A 16,480-nucleotide genomic window follows, 5' to 3' on the forward strand; every position below is an offset into this window, starting at 1 on the left:
ACACTGCACAGCATTCACCGTCGCAAAAAGGGAATCAATGAGTCGCGACACCAAAAATCAAAAACAATCCACTGAGCAAACCCCAGACTCGCTCCAGCTTCCCGACATCCCCGAATGCCTTCAGGCAGCCCTCGGTCGAGGACACACCTTGCCGATCGAAGGCACCAATGTGCTGAGGGTTCCTTTTGGAATTCGTCAGGCGAGACGTCAGCGCCCAGAGCGTCCTGAGCGCTGGGCAACTCTGGTGATCCCCATTCAGTCTCAGGGATCGCCCACGCCACCACCTCAGGCCGCCTGAGGGGTCAGGCGACTGAGATCAGGCTTGTGTCCTGCTCCAGTCGCCAGTCCAACAATGCTTTCACATCCGCCAGCGAGCAGGTCGGTGTGCGAAAGGGTAAAAGTCGCATCGGGCTTCGTTCCGGTCTGACCAGCCAACTGTTGTTCCCTTGTTTCAACAGAACAAAGCCGCGATAGCGAATCGCGTACTGAGGATCCCGGGTCATGCCCATTCGTGGAATGGAGATTGTGTACTGACCTCGCTATTTCAGTGCTCTAGATGTGGTGTGTGTGCGAAAACCCGATTCTCTTTCGAATTGGATTCCTCGGCTGTTGTTCATGTAGGGCTGTTCTTAATTCAAGGCTGTTCCTGATTCATAGGCTGTTCTTGATTGATGCGCTGATGAACTGTGTCAGAGCTCCAGTTGTGTCATCTGCATCAGGCGTTGCATCAGGTCGGCAATGCTTTCATCCTTCGCCGGCTTTGCGTAATTGCTGAGCAGCTGGCGCCCTACAACCTGAGCGCCGAGATGGGTGAGCTGGATGCGCAGTGCCACCAGCAGCTCCATCCCATTGCCACCGGAGAAGCTGGCCATGGCGATCGGCCGCCCATTGAAGAGGACCCGGAAGTCCTCTCCCTGAACAGATAGCCAGGCGATGGCGTTGGTCAGCACGGGGGGAATGGAACCGTTGTATTCCGGCGCGCAGATCACCCACCGCGGTGCTGCCATCAGTCGTTGCTGCAATGCCTGTATGCCATTCGGCATGCCTTGCTCCTTCACGCGCGGTGTGAACAGGGGAAGTTCGAGTGTGGTGAGGTCGAGCAGGTCGGCGGTGCTGCCCAGCGCTCGTGTCTGGTCCACAAAGCGTTGAGCCAGTTTGAGGTTCTCGCCGTTACTGGCGGTAATCACCAGCACATCAGCACTGTGCGCCTTGCTCATGATCTGCGTTCGCCTCAGAGGATGAATTGTGACGACTCTTTCAAGCTTGTGCGTGCCGAGTGGTCGTTGTCGTGTGGGCTGCTCTCTTTAATAATTAGCGCCGCTGCGTCGGTGGTGGACGGCTGTGGAGGCTTCCTGATCCAACACGCCGCCGTGATCAAGCTCGGCATAGATCAGCCAGTGGTCTCCGCATTCCATCCGCTGGCTCACTCGCCCTTCCAGCCAGGCGAGCGCATCGGGAAGCAGCGGTTGTTCATTCGGACTGGTCTCCAGTTCCAGACCGCTGAACCGGTCGGCACCTGGTTTAAACGGTTGCAGAAACTGTTTCATTGGTCCGCTTTCGCGTCCCTCGGCAAGCACGTTCAGCGCAAAGCGATCGCCTTTGTGCAGAAGAGCTTCCACGGCGCGGTCCTTGGCCACCGCCACCGTCAGTCCAGGAGGCGTGAAGCTGGCCTGGCTGACCCAGCTCGCCACCATGGCTCCGCTGAGTTCGCCTTTGCGGGTGGTGAGGATGCAGAGGGATCCCACCACGCGTCCAAGCGCCAGCACAGCCGGATCGCTGCGGCTTTCGCTCATGCTTCCGGCATTGCGGCGCTGGGCACGTTTTTCGGCCTGAAGCAGTTTGCGGGCGAAACGTGTGCCGGTTTCCTCCAGCTCCTTCACCATGGCGCGATCAGGGCTGAATTTGACCCGGATCGGGTCGAAGCCGAAACTGAAGCCGCCATCGCGCAGCTTTGTTTCCAGCAGATCGACAGCTTCGCCGCTCCAGCCAAAGCTGCCGAAGACTCCCACCGGCTTGCTGCGGTCACCCTCCGCCAGCAATGTTCCCAGGGCGGAGACCACCGGCGTGGGGGCGTGGCCGCCAAGCGTGGGTGAGCCGATCAGGATTCCATCCGCAGACTGGATGGCGGCAACCAGCTCCTCCGACGGTGTGAATTCGCAGTTGAGGCTGGTAACCCGGATGTCGGTGCGACTGACGCCCCTACCAAGGGCATCGGCAATCGCCGAGGTGTTGCCATAGGCACTGGCGAACAGCAGAACCACATTCAGGCTGGATTGCTGGTGACTTTCCCCCCAGCGGTGGTAATCGTTCAGCAGGCTGCGCCAGCTGGCATCGATGGCCGGACCATGGGCCGGCGCAATCGTGCGGATGCTCAGTTCCTCCAGGCGCTCCACAAGCAGGTCCACTTTGCGGGCCATCGGCGCCATCAGGCAGTCGTAGAAATGGCGACGCTCCTCTTCTGTGCTGCTCCGATTGGCCTCCGCCCAGGCGGTGGTGCAGAGATGGGCGCTGAAAAACTTGTCGCTCATCAACAGCCCGTATCGCTGTTCGAAGGCCATCAGTCCACCCGGCCAACGCGGCGTTGGTGCAGGCAGGAGCAGCAGGTTGCGCCCATGGCTCAGCGCCTGTGTCTCTTCCCGTCGAATCACTCTTAACGGCGGGAAATCAGGCAGTGGTGGTGGTTGGTCCTCTTCCACTCCCGGGGGCGAGGGCTTGCGCTGACTCCAGAGCTCTTCCAGCAGTTTGGCGCCAGGATTGGACGCAATCAGTTCAAGGCCTGCATAGATCCGGGCCAGTTCCTGAAGCAACGCCACACGGTTGGGGTTCACATGTCCCACCACAATCAGCAGGGGCTGATCCGTGGCTGGCAGAACGTTCAGCAGTGCTGGCAGGAAGACGCTGCTGTAGGCCATCCCCGGTGGATGCACCAGAACGGCGGGTTGCTCAACTCCTGCGGCATCAGCGCCTGCCTCGAACAGAAAACTGTTGGCCGTACTGCCGCGCTCCAGCGCATATTCCAGCTCGAAGCGCAGCCGCTGGGGGCTGAGCCCCCGCAGGCAGATAAGGCCTCGATCAACCGGCAGGGTGATGACCTGCCGGTCAGCGGACGCTGAGCTGGCAGCGACAGTTGTAACCATCAGTAGTGGTTGCCTGTCTTGCGGTGATGAACCGCTGTTTTCCCATCGATGTCAGCGACGTTTCCCTGCTCCACCAGCGCGTAGATAATCCAGTGATCCGGCCCTTCCATCCGCTGTTCCACCCGGCAGCTCAGATAGGCCAGCGCATCCGTGAGCACAGGACCACCCTCAGCGGCTCCATGCAGCACATTGACCCCTTCGAAGCGATCGGCTCCGGGGGGGAAACGCTTCAGAAAGTGCTGCATCAGAGGCTTGTAGCGCTCTTGCCGCAGCACGTTGATCACAAAGCTGTCGCCCACCTGCATCAGTGCTTCGATCGCCCGATCCTTGGCCACAGCAACACTCAGGCCTGGGGGGCGGAAACTGGCCTGGGCCACCCAGCTGGCCACCATCGCGCCACTGCGGCGCGCATCACCTTCGCCTTGGCTCGCCGTCACGATGTACAACCCTCCGGTGAGGCGGCCCAGCGCCTTGTCGAGGTTGGCGTCGATGCTGCGCAGCGCCTCGATCGACTTCTTGCGGGTCAGGATCTGACCGAGGTCGGTTCCTGATTCCTCGCAGCGTTGGTAATCACCGCCCTGGGGCAGCTGGCGGATGCGCAGCGGTTCAAAGGCCGGCTTCAGCCCCTGATTGCGCAGCTGCTCGGCCACAGCATCGATCGGTTCGTCATTGCCACCGAAAGCGTCGTAGACCCCAACAAGTTGTTTGGGCTGAAGAGCGGCCAGCAGGGTGCCGATCGATGCCTGCAGTTCACCATCCGGTTCCGCTGGCCAGGTGGGAACCACCACCGCCTTGGCTTCCCCGACCAGAGCGGTGAGTTCCTGCGGATCGGTGGCCCTCAGATCCACCAGCTGAACCTGTGCATCGGCTTTGCCGATGCCGTGGGCGATGGCCTGGCTGAGGCGGTCCGAGAAGCCGTATTGGCTCAGGTAGCAGACGGCTGCGTAGCTGTCGCCCTTGCTGCGTTGGCTGCTCCACTCTCTGTAGTCGTTCAACCAGTGGCTGAGGTGTTGGCGCAGCAGGGGGCCGTGCCCCACGGCGACGGTGTTGATCTCGGGCAGTGCATCCATGCGCTTCAGCGCCTGCAGCACGCTGCGGGCATTGGGGCCCATCAGGCAGTCGTAGTAGAAGCGGAAGTCCGGGGCGATGGCACCGGGGTCCGTATCGAACAACTCCTCGGAGCAGTAATGCAGTCCGAAGGCATCGCAGGTGTAGAGGATGCCGCTGCCGTGATCGAAGGAGAAGATCGTGTCGGGCCAGTGCAGGTTCGGGGCACTCAGGAACTCAAAACGATGCTGCACGCCTGTGTCGGGACTGGTGCCCAGATCCAGTTCATCGCCGGTTTTCACAGCTCGCGATTTGAAAGGGCGGTGCACCTGATCCTTCAGAAACTGGATCGCTACCTTGGAACCCACGATCTCGATGTCTGGATTGAGGTCGATCAGATCGCCGATCAGTCCGGAATGATCCGGTTCGGTGTGACTCACGATCAGATGATCGATCGCCATCGGATCGATCTGCTCCTTGAGCAATGGCACCCAGGTGTCGCGGAACTTGGCGTGGCTGGTGTCGATCAGGGCGTTGCGTTCGCCGCGCACCAGGAATGCGTTGTAGGTGGTGCCGTTGCGTAGCCCAAATTCAATATCGAATCGGCTGCGTTCCCAGTCGAGGGAACGGATGGTGGTGCTGTCAGCCGCGATCGGCTCGCACTGCAATGTGAGTCGGGGGGTCACAGCAGTGGAGTTCGTGCTGTTCAGGCTCGCCGTGACCATGACTGAATCGCGCGTTGTAACCAACTTTACGAAGATCTTCAGGTCATCGGACCCGGGCTGAGGGCTCCGGCGACACGAGGCAACCAGTCCACCAGACCTGGTACCGCGATGATCAAGGCCAGGACTGCAACCTGCAGGCCGACAAACGGCAGTGCGCCCCGATAGATGTCGCGCGTGCTGACTTCATCGGGTGCCACGCCGCGCAGATAGAACAGCGCAAAGCCGAACGGCGGTGTGAGGAAGGAGGTCTGCAGATTGGCGCCGATCATCACGCCAAACCACACCAGAGCTTCGGGACCCAGCAGCTGCCGGGCGGCGGGAAGCAGCAGCGGAACTGCGATGAACGCGATTTCGAAGAAATCGATGAAGAAGCCCAGCAGGAAGATGATCAGCATGCTGAACACCAGGAAACCCACTCGCCCTCCCGGCAGGTTGAGCAGCAGATCGGAAATCAGCTGATCGCCGCCCACACCGCGGAACACCAGGCTGAACGCGGTGGATCCCATCAGGATGGCCATCACCATGGCCGTGGTGCGCATGGTGCTCTCACAGACATTCGAGAGTTGCTGACGGCTGAAACCGCCATTGATGCCTGCCAGCACCATGGCGCCGACCGCGCCAATCACGCCCGCTTCCGTGGGTGTCGCAATGCCGAAGAAGATGCTGCCGAGCACCGCAACGATCAGAGCGATCGGTGGCAGCACCGATTGCACCAACTGCAGAGGATGACCGGAGCCGGTGAGCTCGGGCTTCAGTTCGGGGGCCAGTTCCGGCTTGAGCGAACTGATCACCAGCACGTAGATGGCGAACACCGTCGACATCAGCAGGCCTGGAACCAGCGCCCCGATGAAGAGATCGCCGACTGAAATACCGAGCTGATCGCCCAGCACCACCAGAACAATGCTGGGGGGGATGATCTGACCGAGGGTGCCAGAAGCCACAATCACCCCTGTGGCCAGGCTCTTGTCGTATCCCGCCCGCAGCATGGCGGGCAGGGAGATCAACCCCATGGTGGTGACGGTCGCTGCCACCACACCGGTTGTCGCTGCCAGAAGCGAACCCACCAGGACAACGGCCAGCGCCAGGCCGCCACGCAGACGCCCCAGCAGCCTGCCCATGGTTTCCAGAAGGCGTTCAGCGATGCCGGAACTCTCCAGCATCGAACCCATGAACACAAAAGCGGGGATGGCCAGCAGGGTGAAGTTGGCCATGATCCCCAGGATTCGCTGGGGGAGAGCGGTGACGAACTGTGGTTCGATCTCACCGCTGAGCATGCCCAGCAGGGCGAAGATCACCCCGATACCACCAAGACAGAACGCGACGGGAAACCCGCTCAGTAACGCCACGATCAGCGCCAGAAACATCCCTGGAGCCAGCACCGTGGAGGGGTCGAAGCTGATCACCCAGCCGAGGGCTTCGATTTCGATCACAGCGTGGTGCCTCCCTCCTGGCGCTGCTCTTCGGCAGCCTGGGCGGCCTCGGGGTGAGCGAGTGCCAGCCGCAGGCGCAGCGCTTCGGCGATTCCCTGCAGCCCGAGCAACAGAAAGCCCAGGGGAATCAACGATTTCACCCAGGTGCGTGGCAGCCCGCCCGGGTCGGGGGACATCTCGGCGATGCTCCAGGAGCGCAGCGCGGGTGCAATCGAGATCGCCATCACCCCGAAGGCGAAGGGCAGCAGCAGCAGCAGGATGCTGTTCAGCTCCTGACGGTTGCGACGGCGGGGTGACCAGCGGCTCTGCAGCACATCCACACGCACATGGCCCTGTTTCTGCAGGGTCCAGCCGAGGCCGAGCAGGAAGATCAGATCGAACAGATACCACTGGGCCTCGATCAGACCGTTGGAGCTGAGATTGATGCCGATGGCTGAACCGAGATAGCGGCCGACAACGTTCCAGATTCCGATGGCCAGCATCAGCAGCACGGACCAGCGCGCCAGCCAGGCCGCTGCGGCATTGATGCGATCCAACAGGCGCACCACACCGGAGAGAGGTTCGCTCATCCTTCACCTCCCTCGGCGCTGGTGTTGAACTTCACCAGCGGCAGTTCATTAATGCGATTCCAGTTCAGGGTTTCCTTCTGGAACAGACGCCAGCGCTCCAGTAAATCTCGGAAGCCGGCATCGCCAGCTGCAAGATCCGCGAACAGGACGCTGGTGGCTTCCTTGGCTGCTTCGAGGATGTCGTTGCCGTAGGCCTCAAGTTTGATTCCCTGTCGCCTGAGTCTCAGCAGCGCCTCACTGTTGCGCTGTTCGTATTTGCTGAGCATGCCCAGATTGGCCTGATAACAAGCCGTGCTGAACATGGCCTGATACTCCTCAGGAAGTTTGTCCCAGGCACTGCGGTTCACCAGCGCGGTCAGGCTCGGCCCAGGTTCCCACCAGCCTGGGTAGTAGTAGTACTTCGCTGCTTTGGGGAGGCCGAGCTTCTCGTCGTCGTAGGGGCCGGTGAACTCTGCGGCGTCAATGGCTCCCCGTTCCAGTGCCAGATAGATCTCGCCACCTGGCAAGACCTGAACGTTCACCCCAAGGCTGGCCATCACTTTGCCTCCCAGTCCTGGGATGCGCATCTTCAGGCCTTTCAGGGACCCGAGATTGTCGACAGGTCGTTTGAACCAGCCGCCAAGTTGACCGCCCGTATTTCCGGCAGGGAAGCTCTTGGCGCCGAAATCGGCGAACAAGGCGTCCATCGCCTCATTGCCGCCTCCCTGATAAAGCCAGGCATTCTGTTGCTGGGCGGTGAGCCCGAAAGGCACGGCGGTGCCAAAGGCGAACGCGGGATTCTTGCCCACGTAGTAGTAGCTGGCTGTATGGCCGCATTCCACGGAGCCAGCTTGAACCGCATCCAGCACTTCGAGCCCGGGAACGATTTCACCGGCGGCAAATGGTTCGATCGTGAACCCTCCGCCACTCATCGCCTTCACCTGTTCGCAGATGGTTTCGGCACCTCCGTAGATGGTGTCGAGTGAGACCGGCCAGCTTGTCGCCATCCGCCAGCGCACCTGGGGAAGGCCACTGCCGCGACCGGTTTCAGCACGACGAATCGTGCAGGCGCTCAGTGCTCCGGCTCCGGCTGCAGCGGCGAGCGCTTGCCCACTGGTCCGGAGCAGCTGCCGACGTTGCATGACGTGCTCCTGCTTTGGTCGCCGATGAGACGACGCTGATCCAGGGAAGGCTATCGATCAGTCTCTGCCTGACCCTGTTTTCGCAATCAAAAAAAGCCCCCTGCCTTGGCAGGGGGCTGAATCGTTCTCTTGATCCTGGTGCTGACTTGGGTCTCAGTTTTCCACCTTCACCGACACGGTGGTGCGGTTGTCCGTTTTGGGAGCCTCGATCGTGAGGATGCCATCGCGGTAGCTGGCCCGCAGTGCATCGCGGTCAAGGGAATGGGCGAAGCGAAAGCTGCGGCTCCAGTTGCCGTAGCGAAACTCGCTGAGCAGGGTGTTGTCTGTCGACGCTTCGGCCTCATCGGCTGCATTGGCCTGAGGATTCAGACGCTCAGCGCTGACGCTGAGACTGCGATCGCTGGCTTTCACGTCGATGCTGTCGTGAGTCACGCCAGGCAGTTCCAGGCGAATGGAGTAGTGATCTTCGGTTTCGTGAATTTCGGCGGCTGGTACACGCTCGACTTGTGAAAGCTGTTGGTCGAGACGCTCGAACAGATCAAATGGTGATTGACGCAGGGTGATCATGGGTAACTCCTGAAGAGTGATGTTGATGGGGTGTTGGCATCACCCACATCGCCAATATGTGCGGTTTGATTGACTCTTAGTAGGGGGACAACCGCCCGATTCTGTTCGGTCTAGACCACCGGGTTCGGTTGTTGCGAAAGGGCAGTCGCAACAACCGAACATCAACGCATGTCACTTACAGCCAGCGCCAACTTGAGAATGCTGCCGCTTGGCCACAGTTGCGGCCTTGGTCATCCCAGAAGGTCCAGATTCTTGCGTTGTTGATCATGAATCGTTGCCCTGTTCGTGACACTCTTACGCCGCTATAACCTTCGAAAGCGTCCTGTTGCTGCGCCCGTTGCAGGGCGGAAGCTCGTTGCTCGCGAGCTCCTTCCTCCGCCGTGCAACGGGAGGGCATGCCGATCATCTCCTGCCAAGATCGCTCCCAAAGGCGCAGAGCGGTGGCATTGGCATAAATCAGGAGGGGATCAGGGCTGTTGTCGTGAGCGAGAACGGCCATCTCGCTGCTGAACAGTTCCTTGGCTGGGTCGCCACAGGTCAGCAGTGGCCGCTTGAAGGCCCGTTGGTGAGACAGCATCAGCCTGCTGATCAGGCGCTGGGATGCCGGCGTCTGCCAGGGCGCTGATTCAGCCACCGGCTGCCATCGCTTCCAGCATGGCCCGCTGTGCCAGGGCCTGACCCTGATCGCGCAGGTGCTGAAGGAAGCGAGGTCTTGATTCTGGGAAGCGTGGCTCTTCTGCCAGGGGAAGATCACCTGCCGCATCAAGGCCTGTGTCTCCTTCCATTGCGGGGGTGATCACCACCAGATCACCGTCGAGGTTGGCCTCATAACGCCACCAGAGCGTGGGGTCCAGGACCGCTGGATGCGGCGGCTTGATGGTGTCGTCCGGGTTTGACCCGCCGCCATCCGCGGATGGCGTTGATTTGCTCGCAGCCTTTGCCTGTTCAGCCCTGGCCTGCAGGGCCTTGAGCCGATGTTCTGCGAGGTTTTCCAGCAGTTTCGTGCGCGTGCGCCCCCTCAGCTGAAACAGCACGAACGGGTCTTCACTGAAGCGTTCTCCCATGAGGAAGTACACCGCACTGATGTGCTTGCAGGGATTGGCCTTGTCCGGACAGCTGCATTCACTGCGCACCTCCTGCAGCTTGAAGGGGAAGAGCCGTCGGCCACTGGCCGCAAAGGCACGTTCGATGTCTGCCGGCATGATTCCGGCCAGAAGCTGTGCCGACCAGCGGGCTTTTTGTGTGAGTGCTTCCAGCACGAAGCCCCAGTCCTCATCGCTCAGCACATCCAGCCAGAGCTTCACTTTGTAAGGGTCTTCATCGGTTCCCTGAACACGGGCATGAACCCGTCGCCCCTCGAAGCGAATTGAAGTCACATGTCCTTCACGGGCGTAGGTCCAGGCCCGTTCCAGGCGTTTTTTGAAGCGGTAGGAGTTGATCAGCTCCATCCACTGTTCAACCCACCAAGGTTGTTGCCCGAGCCCCTCGTCACTCAGTGAGGTGTTGATGCCGCTGCTGTTAGGGGTGATGGTCATTGCGTCAGGAGGGATTGTCTTCCAGGCTCACCAACTCCTTGAGCTGGCCCATTTCGAGTCCTCCGAGCCATTCCTCGCCGGAGCCCACGATGTCTTCCGCCAGTCTGGACTTCTCGCGGATCATCCGATCAATTTTCTCTTCCACAGAACCGCTGGTGATGAACTTGTGCACCATCACGCGGTTGTTTTGTCCGATGCGATAAGCCCTGTCTGTGGCTTGGTTCTCCACCGCCGGGTTCCACCAGCGATCGATGTGGAACACATGGCTGGCACGGGTGAGATTGAGGCCCACGCCACCGGCCTTGAGTGAGAGCAGGAACAGCTGTGGTCCGCGGGGATCTTCCTGAAAACGATCGACCATGGCCTGCCGCTCAGTCTTGCTGGTGCTACCGCTGAGGAAGGGCACCTCGCTGCGCCAGCGGCGTTGCAGATATTCCCTCAGCAACGTTCCCCATTCCGCGAACTGGGTGAACAGCAGAGCGCGGTCGCCGGCCTCGATCACTTCTTCGAGAATCTGTTCGAGCCTTTGAAGCTTCGCGGAACGCTGTAAGAAATCCTCGCTTGCCTCCTTTTCCTTGAGAGCAAGGGCGGGATGGTTGCAGATCTGTTTCAGGCGGGTCAGCAGTCCCAGCACCTGTCCATGGCGTTTACCCCTCGGAGCGCGGGCGATGGCGTCGAGGGTGTCCTCGACGGTCTTGGCATAGAGCGACTTCTGTTCCTTGCTCAGACCAACCCATTCGCTCAGTTCCACCTTCTCCGGCAGATCAGAGATGATTGCCTTGTCGGTCTTCAAACGCCTCAGGATGAACGGTCCCACACGCGATTTGAGGTCACGCAAAGACGACATGTCGCCATAGCGTTCGATCGGCATTCGATAGCGCTGGCGGAAGAATTCCTCCTCGCCCAGAACCCTTGGGTTGAGGAAATCCATCAGTGCCCACAATTCACTCACCCTGTTCTCCACGGGCGTGCCGGTGAGGGCGATGCGAAAGCGGGTGCCCTTGCGGGTGCGGGCCAGATCGCGTGTGGCCTGGCTCTGCTTGGCCGAGGGGTTCTTGATGGCCTGAGCTTCATCGATCACCGTTCCCTGCCAGTCGAAGCTCTCCAGCAGATCGATGTCCCGCTGCACCAGTCCGTAACTGGTGAGCACGAGGTCGACATCCTTTAAAGCCTTTTTGAGAGCGGCCAGAGTCGTGGGCCGTCTGGGACCGTAGTGCTCATGCACGTTGAGCTCAGGCGTGAAAGCTGCGGCCTCCCGTTTCCAGTTGGTCAGCACCGATGTGGGTGCCACCAGCAGCACGGGCTTCTTCAGTTCCTGTTCCACCTTGAGGTGTTGCAGGAAGGCCAGCAGTTGGATCGTTTTGCCCAGTCCCATGTCATCGGCCAGACAGGCACCCTGGTCAAAACGGTGCAGGAAGGCGAGCCAGCCCAGCCCACGTTCCTGATACGGCCGTAATTGTCCACAGAATCCTTCGGGTGCCGGCAGTGGATCGGGTGATTTCTGCTGGTGGTACTGCTCAAGGACCGCCTGAAGCCGGGGGCCGGCATCGAAGGCGTGCACGGGTAGACGCATCAGCGTGTCGCCCTCGGTTGCAGTCAGCCGCAGGGCGTCATCCAGACTGAGCTCGGGATTGGCGCTGCAGAAGCGTTCAGCGTTCTTGAGGTCATTGGGGCGCAGTTCAATCCAGGCTCCCTTGTGACGCACCAGCGGGCTGCGTTTGCCACTCAGGCGTTCCAGTTCGCGCAGGGTGAGCGTGACGCCACCGATCATCAGCTCCCAGCTCCAGTCGAGGCTCTCACCCAGGGTGAAGCCTCGGGAACGCTCGGGCAGTTCCGCCTTGATCGCCAGTCCCAGTCGGCTAGCCAGTCCGCCTGAAAGGCTGGGTGGTAGATCGACGCCAACACCCACATCGCGAAGCTGGCGTGCTGCAGTGCGCACGAGCACGAAGGCTTCGGCAGGGGTGAGCTGCATCGCTTCCGGTGTTGCGCTCTCGAGGCCTCGCTCGATCGGTGCGAACACCGTTAAGGCCCGGCCCATGCCTTCCAGGAGCACTTCGCTCGGATGCTCCACGGGAATCTCTCCCAGCTGAAGACCCCGGGGGCCTGCAGCCCAGGCGGCACTCGCCGGCAGCTTCAGTGTGGGATCCGACTCGGCCTGCAGGAAGAAGCGCAAGGGCCAGAGATCTTCACCCTCCGCCGGCGTGGCCAGTTCGAGGCAAGCTCGTGCTGGAGCGACATTGCCTGCCACACCCTCTCGCCAGTGGTGGCTGGCGGTGGCCAGACGCTCGGCGTCTTCATCATTGAGATTGATGACGCCGGTTTCAGAACTGAGAGCGTCTTCCCAGGCGCAGAGCAGTGGGTCAAGGCCTTCCTGAGCAGGGTCGAAGCCTTTGCGCAGTTGCGCATCCAGCAGATCCTCCAGCAGGGTGGCCACGCGCAGCCGGCCGCTGCGGGGTCGACAGCAGGCCACGGGATTGGCGGCTCGCATCGCTTCAGGTCGCAGCCTGGTCATGCGGTTGCTGCGTCGGCCTGTCGGTTCGCGCCAGGGCAGGGCGCAGGTGGCAACCAGGGGGAGTCCCGCCGCCAGGTCCTCGAGCCGGCGCCGGTCTTCCTCGCGATTAAGCAGCGGCACCCAGCGAGCTCGGTGGGGGTAGCCCTCGCCCTTGCTCAGCTCCACCTGGGGTAGCCAGCGGCCTCGCGCCACCAGGCTCAGGGCCCAGCGCTGCATGTGGCTCCACCAGCGCAGCTCATCCGCCAGATCCGGATGACGACCTGAAAGAGGCAGCTTGGCCAGCCATTCAGTGGCGGCCATGGGTTCGATGGCCAACCCCTGCACCTGCCAGGGCCACCATTCGGTGGTTTTGGGAATGGGTTCCCCGGCCTGCAGTGGCAGACCGCACCACGGTGGGTCGTCCTCGGAGGATGCCTCTGCCGTCGCTGAGCGCTTGCGTTTCGGTTTAACGCTGCGACTGGGCAGGGTGAGGCAGGCCGTTGCATCGATGATTCCGCCGGGCAGCATGTCGCGTTCCGTGAGCCAGGCGCGCAGATCCTCGGTGCTGAGGGTGAAGGGGTGAATCGCGGGGGTCGCGCCCGGTCCCATCGGCTCGGCCACACGCCAGGTGTCAGCCCACACGAGCAGAGCAGCTCGACCGGAGCTGCTGGGGGTACGAATGGCCGGAAGCCAGGTGGCGTGCAGCAGGCTCATGGCCGCGACGCAGACAACATGCGTTGGGTTCCGTGAAGCAGGAGCGAGCAGCCGATCAACGGCAACCACCCCATAACGAGATCCTGCATTAATGATGCCAGGGAATCAGCATCTGCCCAAGGGGGTGGCAGGCACATTCCCAAACTGCGTATTCCGCAGACGGCTCCCACCAGTCCAGCCTGCAGGTGGGAGTCCTCCGGATCCACACGCTCAAGGTGGAAGGCCAGTAGTCCGTAAAACAGGCCGCAGCCTGTGGATCGCACCGCCTGATCAACCCCGAAGGGCAGGCTGAGCAGCCCCGCCGCCAATCCGGCGACCAGGGCCCAGCTCAGGGAGCGCAGCCTCAACACTGCGCGACTCTGCTCGGAGGTGCTGTCGGCCAACGTCGGTGGCAGCTCAAAGGCGATCATGGCTGCAGGACCTGCTGTTCAAGCCCGAACCCGCCATGGCTGTTGCACGATCGTCGCGAAACGAGGCAGCTGCTCCCCGCACCGGTGCGGAGATCCGCGAAGCGTTCCTGGCTTTCTATGAGCAGCGTGGTCACAGGCGTATGGCCAGTGCCTCACTCGTGCCTGAGGATCCCACGGTTCTGCTCACAATCGCGGGAATGTTGCCGTTCAAGCCGATCTTTCTCGGTCAGCAGCAACGGCCTGCCCCCTGTGCGACCAGCAGTCAGAAGTGCATTCGCACCAACGACATCGAGAACGTGGGTCGCACTGCCCGGCACCACACCTTCTTCGAAATGCTGGGCAACTTCTCTTTTGGGGATTACTTCAAGCAGCAGGCGATTGAGTGGGCCTGGGAGTTGAGCACCGTCATCTACGGCTTGGATCCCAAGAATCTGGTGGTGAGCGTCTTCCGGGAAGACGATGAAGCCGAGCAGATCTGGCGTGATGTTGTCGGCGTCAATCCGAAGCGCATCATCCGCATGGATGAAGCCGATAACTTCTGGGCCTCAGGCCCAACAGGACCCTGTGGTCCTTGCTCGGAGATTTATTACGACTTCAAGCCCGAACTCGGCGATGAAGGAATCGACCTTGAAGACGACGACCGTTTCATCGAGTTTTACAACCTGGTGTTCATGCAGTCGAATCGTGATGCGGAGGGCACACTCACACCGCTGGCGAATCGCAACATCGATACGGGGATGGGGCTTGAGCGTATGGCTCAGATCCTGCAGAAGGTTCCCAATAACTACGAAACCGATCTGATTTTTCCGCTGATTGAATCGGCAGCCGATCTGGCTGGTGTCGACTACCACCAGCTCGACGACAAGGGCAAGACTTCGCTCAAGGTGATCGGCGACCACAGCCGCGCTGTGACGCAGTTGATCAGCGATGGCGTCACGGCCAGCAATCTGGGCCGCGGCTACATCCTGCGCCGGTTGCTGCGTCGCGTGGTCCGCCATGGCCGTCTGCTGGGGATCGACAAGCCGTTTCTCAAGACCATGGGTGAGGCGGCCATTGCGCTGATGCAGGCGGTGCATCCTCAGTTGGTGGAGCGCAAGGAAGTGATCCTGGCGGAGCTGCAACGTGAGGAAGCCCGATTCCTGGAGACCTTGGAACGGGGAGAGAAACTGCTGGCGGATGTGCTGGCCGCTCAGCCGAAGCAGATCAGCGGTGCCCAGGCCTTCGAGCTCTATGACACCTATGGATTTCCGCTGGAGCTCACGCAGGAAATTGCCGAAGAGCATGGTCTCACCGTTGATCTGGCCGGTTTTGAAGTGGCGATGGAGCAACAGCGTCAGCGTGCCAAAGCTGCTGCCGTGAGCATCGACCTCACACTCCAGGACGCCATTGATCAGGTGGCCTCAGGGATCGATGGAACCGATTTTCGTGGTTACGAGCAGCTGGAGCACAGCAGCAGTGTGCAGGCTCTTGTGGTGAATGGGGACCCCGCCCAACAAGCCGTTGCCGGTGATTCCGTGCAGGTGGTGCTTGATACCACTCCCTTCTATGGCGAGGGGGGCGGCCAGGTGGGGGATCGCGGCACGCTGGCAGGTGAAGGTCATGACGGCGATGGCCTGATTGTCAGCGTGGAATCCGTGAGTCGAAACCGCAGCGTTTTCGTGCACAGCGGCAGGGTTGAGCGGGGAATACTGGCGGTCGGCGATGTGGTGCAGGGTCGTGTGGATCGCAGCTGCCGACGCCGTGCCCAGGCCAATCACACCGCCACCCATCTGTTGCAATCGGCGTTGAAACAGGTGGTGGATTCAGGCATCGGTCAGGCCGGATCACTGGTGAACTTCGATCGCTTGCGTTTCGACTTTCATTGCCCGAGGGCTGTGAGCTCGGATGAACTGGAGCGTATTGAGGTTCTGATCAACAGCTGGATCGCTGATGCCCATGAGCTTCAGGTTCAGGAAATGGCGATTGATCAGGCCAAGGCAGCCGGAGCGGTGGCCATGTTCGGTGAGAAATATGCCGATGTGGTGCGTGTTGTCGACGTGCCTGGTGTGTCGATGGAACTTTGCGGTGGTACCCATGTGGCCAACACCGCTGAGATCGGTCTGTTCAAGATTGTCAGCGAAAGTGGAGTGGCGGCTGGCATCCGTCGCATCGAAGCTGTAGCGGGCCCAGCCGTGCTCGCTTACCTCAACGAACGCGACGCTGTGGTGAAGCAGCTGGGAGAGCGCTTCAAGGCACAGCCCGGCGAGATTGTGGAGCGCGTGAGTGCACTCCAGGACGAGCTGAAGACCACGAGTAAAGCTCTTCAATCTGTTCAGGCGGAGTTGGCGGTGGCCAAATCAGCGGCTCTGGCTTCCAAGGCGGTTGCTGTTGGTGAGTTTCAGCTGCTGGTTGAGCGTCTTGATGGTGTGGATGGCAGCGGTCTGCAAGGTGCTGCCCAGAACCTCAGCGATCAACTGGGTGAGGGTGCAGCAGTGGTGATCGGTGGCCTGCCGGACCCTGCCGATCAGGGCAAGGTGATTCTGGTGGCAGCCTTCGGCAAAGCTGTGGTGGCCAACGGACAGCAGGCGGGCAAGTTCATCGGCGCGATTGCCAAGCGCTGCGGCGGCGGCGGCGGTGGTCGTCCGAATCTGGCTCAGGCCGGTGGAAGGGATGGAGCCGCTCTGGATGGAGCCCTGGATGAGGCTCGCGAGCAGCTCAGTGCAGCCCTGGGCTGAGTTTCTGTTCTGACCGAGAT

Annotated in this window: 14 protein-coding genes; 2 read left to right on the plus strand and 12 right to left on the minus strand. The window is 61.1% G+C overall.

What is annotated here, in order from left to right:
• Positions 1 to 37 precede the first annotated feature (37 nt).
• Complete coding sequence (locus SIB58_RS15685; protein ID WP_066912088.1) at positions 38 to 298, plus strand: hypothetical protein; 261 nt, start codon at positions 38 to 40, stop codon at positions 296 to 298.
• Between the two features lie 4 nt (positions 299 to 302).
• On the opposite strand, the gene SIB58_RS15690 is transcribed toward SIB58_RS15685, so the two are convergent.
• From SIB58_RS15690 to SIB58_RS15745, 12 genes are all read right to left on the minus strand, one after another.
• Positions 303 to 509, minus strand: a complete 207-nt coding sequence (locus tag SIB58_RS15690) for a hypothetical protein (protein WP_066912085.1) — start codon at positions 507 to 509, stop codon at positions 303 to 305.
• Between the two features lie 180 nt (positions 510 to 689).
• The gene (locus tag SIB58_RS15695) at positions 690 to 1,217 is read right to left on the minus strand and encodes an NAD(P)H-dependent oxidoreductase (RefSeq protein WP_066912082.1); all 528 of its coding nucleotides are present in this window, start codon (positions 1,215 to 1,217) and stop codon (positions 690 to 692) included.
• A gap of 87 nt (positions 1,218 to 1,304) precedes the next feature.
• Entirely contained in the window at positions 1,305 to 3,137 is a 1,833-nt protein-coding gene (locus SIB58_RS15700) for a diflavin flavoprotein (RefSeq protein ID WP_066912079.1), read from the minus strand.
• A complete protein-coding gene (locus tag SIB58_RS15705) occupies positions 3,137 to 4,909 on the minus strand; it encodes a diflavin flavoprotein (RefSeq protein WP_066912077.1) in 1,773 nt (590 codons plus the stop codon). The genes SIB58_RS15700 and SIB58_RS15705 overlap by 1 nt, the downstream gene beginning before the upstream one ends.
• Before the next feature lie 38 nt (positions 4,910 to 4,947).
• On the minus strand, positions 4,948 to 6,339 hold the full coding sequence (locus tag SIB58_RS15710; protein ID WP_066912074.1) for a TRAP transporter large permease: 1,392 nt from the start codon (positions 6,337 to 6,339) through the stop codon (positions 4,948 to 4,950).
• Positions 6,336 to 6,908: a TRAP transporter small permease subunit gene (locus SIB58_RS15715; RefSeq protein WP_066912071.1), complete on the minus strand. Its 573-nt coding sequence runs from the start codon at positions 6,906 to 6,908 to the stop codon at positions 6,336 to 6,338. The genes SIB58_RS15710 and SIB58_RS15715 overlap by 4 nt, the downstream gene beginning before the upstream one ends.
• A complete protein-coding gene (locus SIB58_RS15720) occupies positions 6,905 to 8,029 on the minus strand; it encodes a TRAP transporter substrate-binding protein (RefSeq protein ID WP_066912069.1) in 1,125 nt (374 codons plus the stop codon). Before SIB58_RS15720 ends, SIB58_RS15715 begins: the two co-directional genes overlap by 4 nt.
• A 153-nt stretch (positions 8,030 to 8,182) precedes the next feature.
• Complete coding sequence (locus tag SIB58_RS15725; RefSeq protein ID WP_066912067.1) at positions 8,183 to 8,596, minus strand: Hsp20/alpha crystallin family protein; 414 nt, start codon at positions 8,594 to 8,596, stop codon at positions 8,183 to 8,185.
• A 175-nt stretch (positions 8,597 to 8,771) separates the two neighbouring features.
• A complete protein-coding gene (locus tag SIB58_RS15730) occupies positions 8,772 to 9,230 on the minus strand; it encodes an MEKHLA domain-containing protein (protein ID WP_066912063.1) in 459 nt (152 codons plus the stop codon).
• On the minus strand, positions 9,223 to 10,131 hold the full coding sequence (locus SIB58_RS15735; protein WP_066912060.1) for an SWIM zinc finger family protein: 909 nt from the start codon (positions 10,129 to 10,131) through the stop codon (positions 9,223 to 9,225). The genes SIB58_RS15730 and SIB58_RS15735 overlap by 8 nt, the downstream gene beginning before the upstream one ends.
• Before the next feature lie 4 nt (positions 10,132 to 10,135).
• Positions 10,136 to 13,336: a DEAD/DEAH box helicase gene (locus tag SIB58_RS15740; RefSeq protein WP_414494682.1), complete on the minus strand. Its 3,201-nt coding sequence runs from the start codon at positions 13,334 to 13,336 to the stop codon at positions 10,136 to 10,138.
• Positions 13,333 to 13,746 carry a hypothetical protein gene (locus SIB58_RS15745; protein ID WP_066912266.1) on the minus strand — a complete coding sequence of 138 codons (414 nt, stop codon included), beginning with the start codon at positions 13,744 to 13,746 and terminating at the stop codon, positions 13,333 to 13,335. The genes SIB58_RS15740 and SIB58_RS15745 overlap by 4 nt, the downstream gene beginning before the upstream one ends.
• 35 nt (positions 13,747 to 13,781) lie before the next feature.
• Between SIB58_RS15745 and alaS the strand changes: the two genes are divergently transcribed.
• The gene (gene alaS / locus SIB58_RS15750; protein ID WP_067326212.1) at positions 13,782 to 16,460 is read left to right on the plus strand and encodes an alanine--tRNA ligase; all 2,679 of its coding nucleotides are present in this window, start codon (positions 13,782 to 13,784) and stop codon (positions 16,458 to 16,460) included.
• The last annotated feature ends 20 nt before the right edge of the window (positions 16,461 to 16,480 follow it).

Source organism: Synechococcus sp. MIT S9504, assembly GCF_047497135.1.
Lineage (GTDB): Bacteria > Cyanobacteriota > Cyanobacteriia > PCC-6307 > Cyanobiaceae > Synechococcus_C.